Here is a 4,422-nt window from a genome sequence, read left to right as displayed (position 1 = left end):
CGCAACCTTCGCGGGCGGCGCAACCTTCGCGGGCGGCGCAACCTTCGCGGGCGGCGCAACCTTCGCGGGCGGCGCAACCTTCGCGGGCGGGGCGGCCGGTGCCGCCACAGCCGTCCCAGCCGGCTCAGCCGTTGCGCGACCCGTGTTCGCCGCCGGGGACGCCGGTTTGGTCCCCGCGGTCGGCATCGCGTTCGGTGGCGCCTTGACTGCTTTTTTTGCCACCGCCTTCTTGGCCACCTTGCGCGGCAGCGGCGCCGGCTGATCCAGCCGCGTGCCACCGGTCTCGCCGCCCGGCACATCAGCCGAACCCTTGGCCGCATCGGCGCGCGCCTGCGCCTCCCGCAACTGCTTTTCCAGATCCCGTACGCGGGCGGTCAGCGCACCCACCTCATCGGCGGAAGCCAGGCCGACCGCGCCGAGGGCCTTGTCCACCTCGAACCGGACGATGTTCGTCACCGCCTCGCGGTTGGCCATCCCGGCCGACAGCAGGTCCTCGACCAGGCCCTGGAGCTGCGCCGCGGTCGCGCCGCCCTTGCTGACCAGTTCACCCACGGCCTTGCGGGCAACCGTCTCGGCCTTCTTCCGTGGCGCTTCGGTCAGCCCAAGGGCCAGTTCCAGATACGCCCGCCATGCGTCCGGCATATTTGCTCCTCTCGGGGCTAACGTCGGGTGTCACGCTACCGGGCGGTTCGCCTGAGTCAGTGAGGTACCGTGCGGACTGGTTGGCGGGTGTCGCGAGGAAGGGGGCCCGGGTGGCCACCGTGGACGATTGCCGGCAGGCGCTGCACGCCCTCGCCGCCCGGCTGGAACGTAACGCCGAGGCGCGGGGCAAGCTTGATTTTGAGCGTACGCTCGCCTGCCGTGTCACCGACCTCCCGGCGGCGTTCCACGGACGCCTCAGCGACGGCCGGCTGCTCGACATCGCGGACGGCGACGACCCGAAAGCCAAGATCGTCCTGAGCGCCGCGAGCGACGACCTGATCGCGCTGGTCGAGGGCCGGCTCGACGTCACCCGCGCGCTGGCGTCCCGGCAGATCAGCATCAAGGCCAACCCGTTCGATCTCCTAAAACTCCGGAAACTGCTCTGACCGACTCCTCAACCCGGAACGCCGGCAGCCGAATTCATGCGGTGCCGGAACCCCTCTGGAGGATGAACGGACCCGGATCCCCCTCCGGGAGAATGGGAGCTGTCATGAGCAACGCCGTTTCGCGCGTCAGCACCGGATCCACCTACGCCTCGATGGCCGAGATGCGGGCCCACCACGCCCAGCTCGTCTCGGACATCCGGGCCGGCGCCGACCCGCTGGTGATCGCCGCCGACAAGGCCAAGGTCGCCGCCGCCACGCACCAGCTCACGATCGTGGCGGGCCGCCTCGACGTCTACGCCTAGAGGCCCCAGCCGTCCAGCCGGGCGGTGGCCTCCAGGGAGGCGGAACGAACCCCGGTCAGGGGTACGCCGTCCCAGGTCGCGGAGCACAGCAGACGCAGAGCGGTAACCGGGTCACCGGCGCCGGACAGCGTCGCGGTGTCCCCGTCCCGGTCCAGCTGCCAGCCGCCCGCCCCGGCCGCCGCCAACGGCACGCGGGCCTCCTCGGCCGGCTGGAACAGCGCCGACAGGTCGGCGCCCAGGAACGTGGGCCGGCGGTTCGGCGGGGCGGCCAGGAACTCCGCCGGACCGCTGACCCCGGTGAGCACCAGCAGGCTGTCGATGCCGGCGGTGACTGCGCCCTGAATGTCGGTGTCCAGGCGGTCGCCGACGGCCAGCGGACGCCGGCTGCCGGACTGCGCCGCCGCGGTCATGAACAGGCCCGGTTCGGGCTTGCCGACGACCAGGTCGGGATCGCGGTCCAGCGCGGTACGCAGCACGGCGACCAGCGACCCGTTGCCGGGCAGCGGGCCGCGCGGGCTGGGCAGGGTCCGGTCGGTGTTGGTGGCCACCCAGGTGGCGCCGGCCCGCACCGCCAGCGCCGCCTCGGCGAGGATGCGCCAGCCGACCTCGGGCCCGTACCCCTGCACCACCGCGACCGGCTGCTCGTCGACCGCCGCCACCGGGGTGAGGCCCGCGTCGCGGACCTCGTCGCGCAGCGCGTCGGCGCCCACCACGAGCACCGGCGCACCGGCCGGCAGCTTCTCGGCGAGCACGGCCGCCGAGGCGCCGGCCGAGGTGAGCACCTCGCCCGGCGCGGCCGGCACGCCCATGCCGGTGAGCAGCGCGGCCACGTCGGCCGCGCGGCGCGACGCGTTGTTGGTCGCGTACGCCACCGGGGTCCCGGCCGCGCGCAGCCGCTCCACCGCGTCCACGGCGCCCGGGATCGGCTTGTCGATCAGGTAGACGACGCCGTCCAGGTCGAAGATGACCAGGTCGTAGCCGTCAGCCAGTCGATCGGTCACTCCGGCCGCTTCTCGTCGGCGCGCGCCACGAACTCGTCATCGGCCGCCTTGTCCTCGTCGTCCTTCGGTGCGGCCCCGCGCAGCGGGTCGGTGTTGACGTCGATGGCCGCGACGTCCTCGTCGTCGGTGCCGCCGGCCGGCTCGTCGTCTTCAAGCTCGTCGCCGTCGTCCTCGTACTCGTCGTCGAACTCGCCCGACACGTCGTCCTCGTCCAGCTCGTCGAGGTCGTCATCCTCGTCCTCGCCGGCCTTCAGCGCCGCCCGGGCCTCCTCGTGCACGTCGTCCTCGTCGTCCTCGTCCTCGTCGAGGTCGTCGTCCTGCTCGCCGGCCTGGTCTCGCGGCTCGTCGTCGAGGTCGTCGTCGTCCTGCTCGCCGGCCTGGTCTCGCGGCTCGTCGTCGTCCTCGTCGTCGTCCTCGTCGAGGTCGTCGTCGCCGTCCCGCTCGCCGTCCCGCTCGCCGGCCTGGTCGCGCGGCTCGTCGTCGTCATCCTCGTCGTCGTCTTCCTCGAGGGTGATGCCGTCGAGCTCGAGCAGCCGCTCGGTCGCGTCGGTGAGCTGGTCCTCGTCGACCGCGGCGGCCCGCGAGAACCACTCCCGCGCCTCCTCGCGGCGGTCGGCGGCCAGGAGCGCATCGGCGTACGCGTAACGCAACCGCGCCGCCCACTCGGCGTCCTCGTCCCCGGTCAGCTCGCGCACCTGGAGCATCGCCACGGCCGCGTCGTGCTGGCCGAGGTCACCGCGCGCGCCGGCCGCCACGATCAGCAGCTCGATCGCACCCGACTTGTCCAGCGCCTCGACGTCGGCACCGCGATAAAGATCAATCGCCCGTTCCGGGCGGCCGAGTGCCCGCTCACTGTCCGCGATCTCGGCCAGGTGGGTGTGGCGTCCGGTCATGCGATGGTACGTACGCAGCTCCGCGATCGCGGTGCTCCAGTCCCCCGCCGCATACGCCGCGAGCCCGACCGCCTCCCGCACCACGGCAATCCGCGAGGCGAGCCGCCGGGCCGCGATCGCATGCTGAAGCGCCAGCTCGGAATCCTCGTCGATGATCTGCCCGGCCGCCACGAGGTGCCGCGCTACCTTGTCGGCCATCTCACGGGCGAGCGACCGCAGCTCGGAGCGCACCTCCTGGTCGAGGTCGGTGGCCACGATCTCCTCGGGGATCTCGGGCGCCTGGAACGTAGCGGTCTGCTCCTCCGAGCCCCGCTCCTGCTCACTCCGGAAGCCACCCCGGTCATCCCGGTCGCGGTATCCGCCCCGATCCCGGTCACCCCGGAAGCCGCCGCGGTCACCCTGCGGACGGTCGCGGTCCCCGCCTCCCCGGTGCGCCGGCCGGTCGCCGTAGCCACCCCGGTCACCGCGGAAGCCCCCGCGGTCGTCCCGGTCCCGGTATCCGCCGCGGTCACCCTGGGGCCGATCACCCCGGGGCCGGTCACTCTGGGGCCGACTACTCTGGGGCCGATCGCCCTGGAAGCTGCTGCGCGGACCGCCCTGCTCGCGGTCGCCGCGGTAGCCACCACGGTCGTCCCGGTCGCGGTATCCGCCCCGGTACCCGCCACGGTCGCTCTGCGGCCGATCCCCCTGCGGACGGTCCCCCTGCGGACGGTCACCGCGGTAGCCACCACGGTCGTCGCGCCCCTGGAACCCACCGCGGTCCCGGTCACCACCACGGTCATCGCGCCCCCGGAACCCGCCGCGGTCGCCACCACCCTGGTAACCGCCACGATCCCGGTCACCGCCACGGAACCCGCCGCGGTCGCCGCCCTGGTAGCCACCACGGTCCCGGTCACCGCCACGGAACCCGCCACGGTCACCGCCCTGGTAACCGCCACGGTCTCCACCGCGGAACCCGCCCCGGTCACCCTGGTCGCGGTTGCCGCGGAACCCACCACGGTCATCGCGGTCGCCGCCCCGGAAACCACCCCGGTCGTCGCGTCCCCGGAATCCGCCGCGGTCGCCACCACCCTGGTAACCGCCACGATCCCGGTCACCACCCTGGTAACCGCCACGGTCGCCACCACCTTGGTAACCG

4 protein-coding genes and 2 pseudogenes are annotated in these 4,422 nt (G+C 73.3%); 3 read left to right on the top strand and 3 right to left on the bottom strand.

What is annotated here, in order from left to right; translation table 11 throughout:
* Positions 1–108: 108 nt before the first annotated feature.
* A pseudogene (locus Ari01nite_RS41900) lies at positions 109–642 on the bottom strand (phasin family protein); the annotation flags it as partial.
* Between the two features lie 110 nt (positions 643–752).
* Here Ari01nite_RS41900 and Ari01nite_RS41895 point away from each other — a divergent pair.
* Together Ari01nite_RS41895 and Ari01nite_RS41890 are read left to right on the top strand one after the other, a co-directional pair.
* On the top strand, positions 753–1,088 hold the full coding sequence (locus Ari01nite_RS41895; RefSeq protein WP_203789245.1) for an SCP2 sterol-binding domain-containing protein: 336 nt from the start codon (positions 753–755) through the stop codon (positions 1,086–1,088).
* Positions 1,089–1,192: 104 nt separating this feature from the next.
* Positions 1,193–1,390: a hypothetical protein gene (locus tag Ari01nite_RS41890; protein ID WP_203789243.1), complete on the top strand. Its 198-nt coding sequence runs from the start codon at positions 1,193–1,195 to the stop codon at positions 1,388–1,390.
* Here Ari01nite_RS41890 and Ari01nite_RS41885 read toward each other — a convergent pair.
* Positions 1,387–2,391: an HAD-IIA family hydrolase gene (locus tag Ari01nite_RS41885; RefSeq protein ID WP_203789241.1), complete on the bottom strand. Its 1,005-nt coding sequence runs from the start codon at positions 2,389–2,391 to the stop codon at positions 1,387–1,389. The genes Ari01nite_RS41890 and Ari01nite_RS41885 overlap by 4 nt on opposite strands.
* Complete coding sequence (locus tag Ari01nite_RS50460) at positions 2,388–3,482, bottom strand: hypothetical protein (protein ID WP_438872283.1); 1,095 nt, start codon at positions 3,480–3,482, stop codon at positions 2,388–2,390. Before Ari01nite_RS50460 ends, Ari01nite_RS41885 begins: the two co-directional genes overlap by 4 nt.
* Between Ari01nite_RS50460 and Ari01nite_RS41875 the strand changes: the two are divergent.
* A pseudogene (locus Ari01nite_RS41875) lies at positions 3,459–4,422 on the top strand (hypothetical protein); the annotation flags it as partial. The gene Ari01nite_RS50460 and the pseudogene Ari01nite_RS41875 sit on opposite strands and share 24 nt — an antisense overlap.

The organism is Paractinoplanes rishiriensis (assembly GCF_016862375.1).
Classification (GTDB): domain Bacteria; phylum Actinomycetota; class Actinomycetes; order Mycobacteriales; family Micromonosporaceae; genus Actinoplanes; species Actinoplanes rishiriensis.
This window is presented reverse-complemented; position numbering and strand designations above follow the sequence as displayed.

What these genes read in the sequence shown, in the direction of transcription:
- Ari01nite_RS41890 (WP_203789243.1), top strand. Translation starts at nt 1,193, where the DNA reads ATGAGCAACGCCGTTTCGCGCGTCAGCACCGGATCCACCTACGCCTCG.
- Ari01nite_RS50460 (WP_438872283.1), bottom strand. Translation starts at nt 3,482, where the DNA reads ATGGCCGACAAGGTAGCGCGGCACCTCGTGGCGGCCGGGCAGATCATC.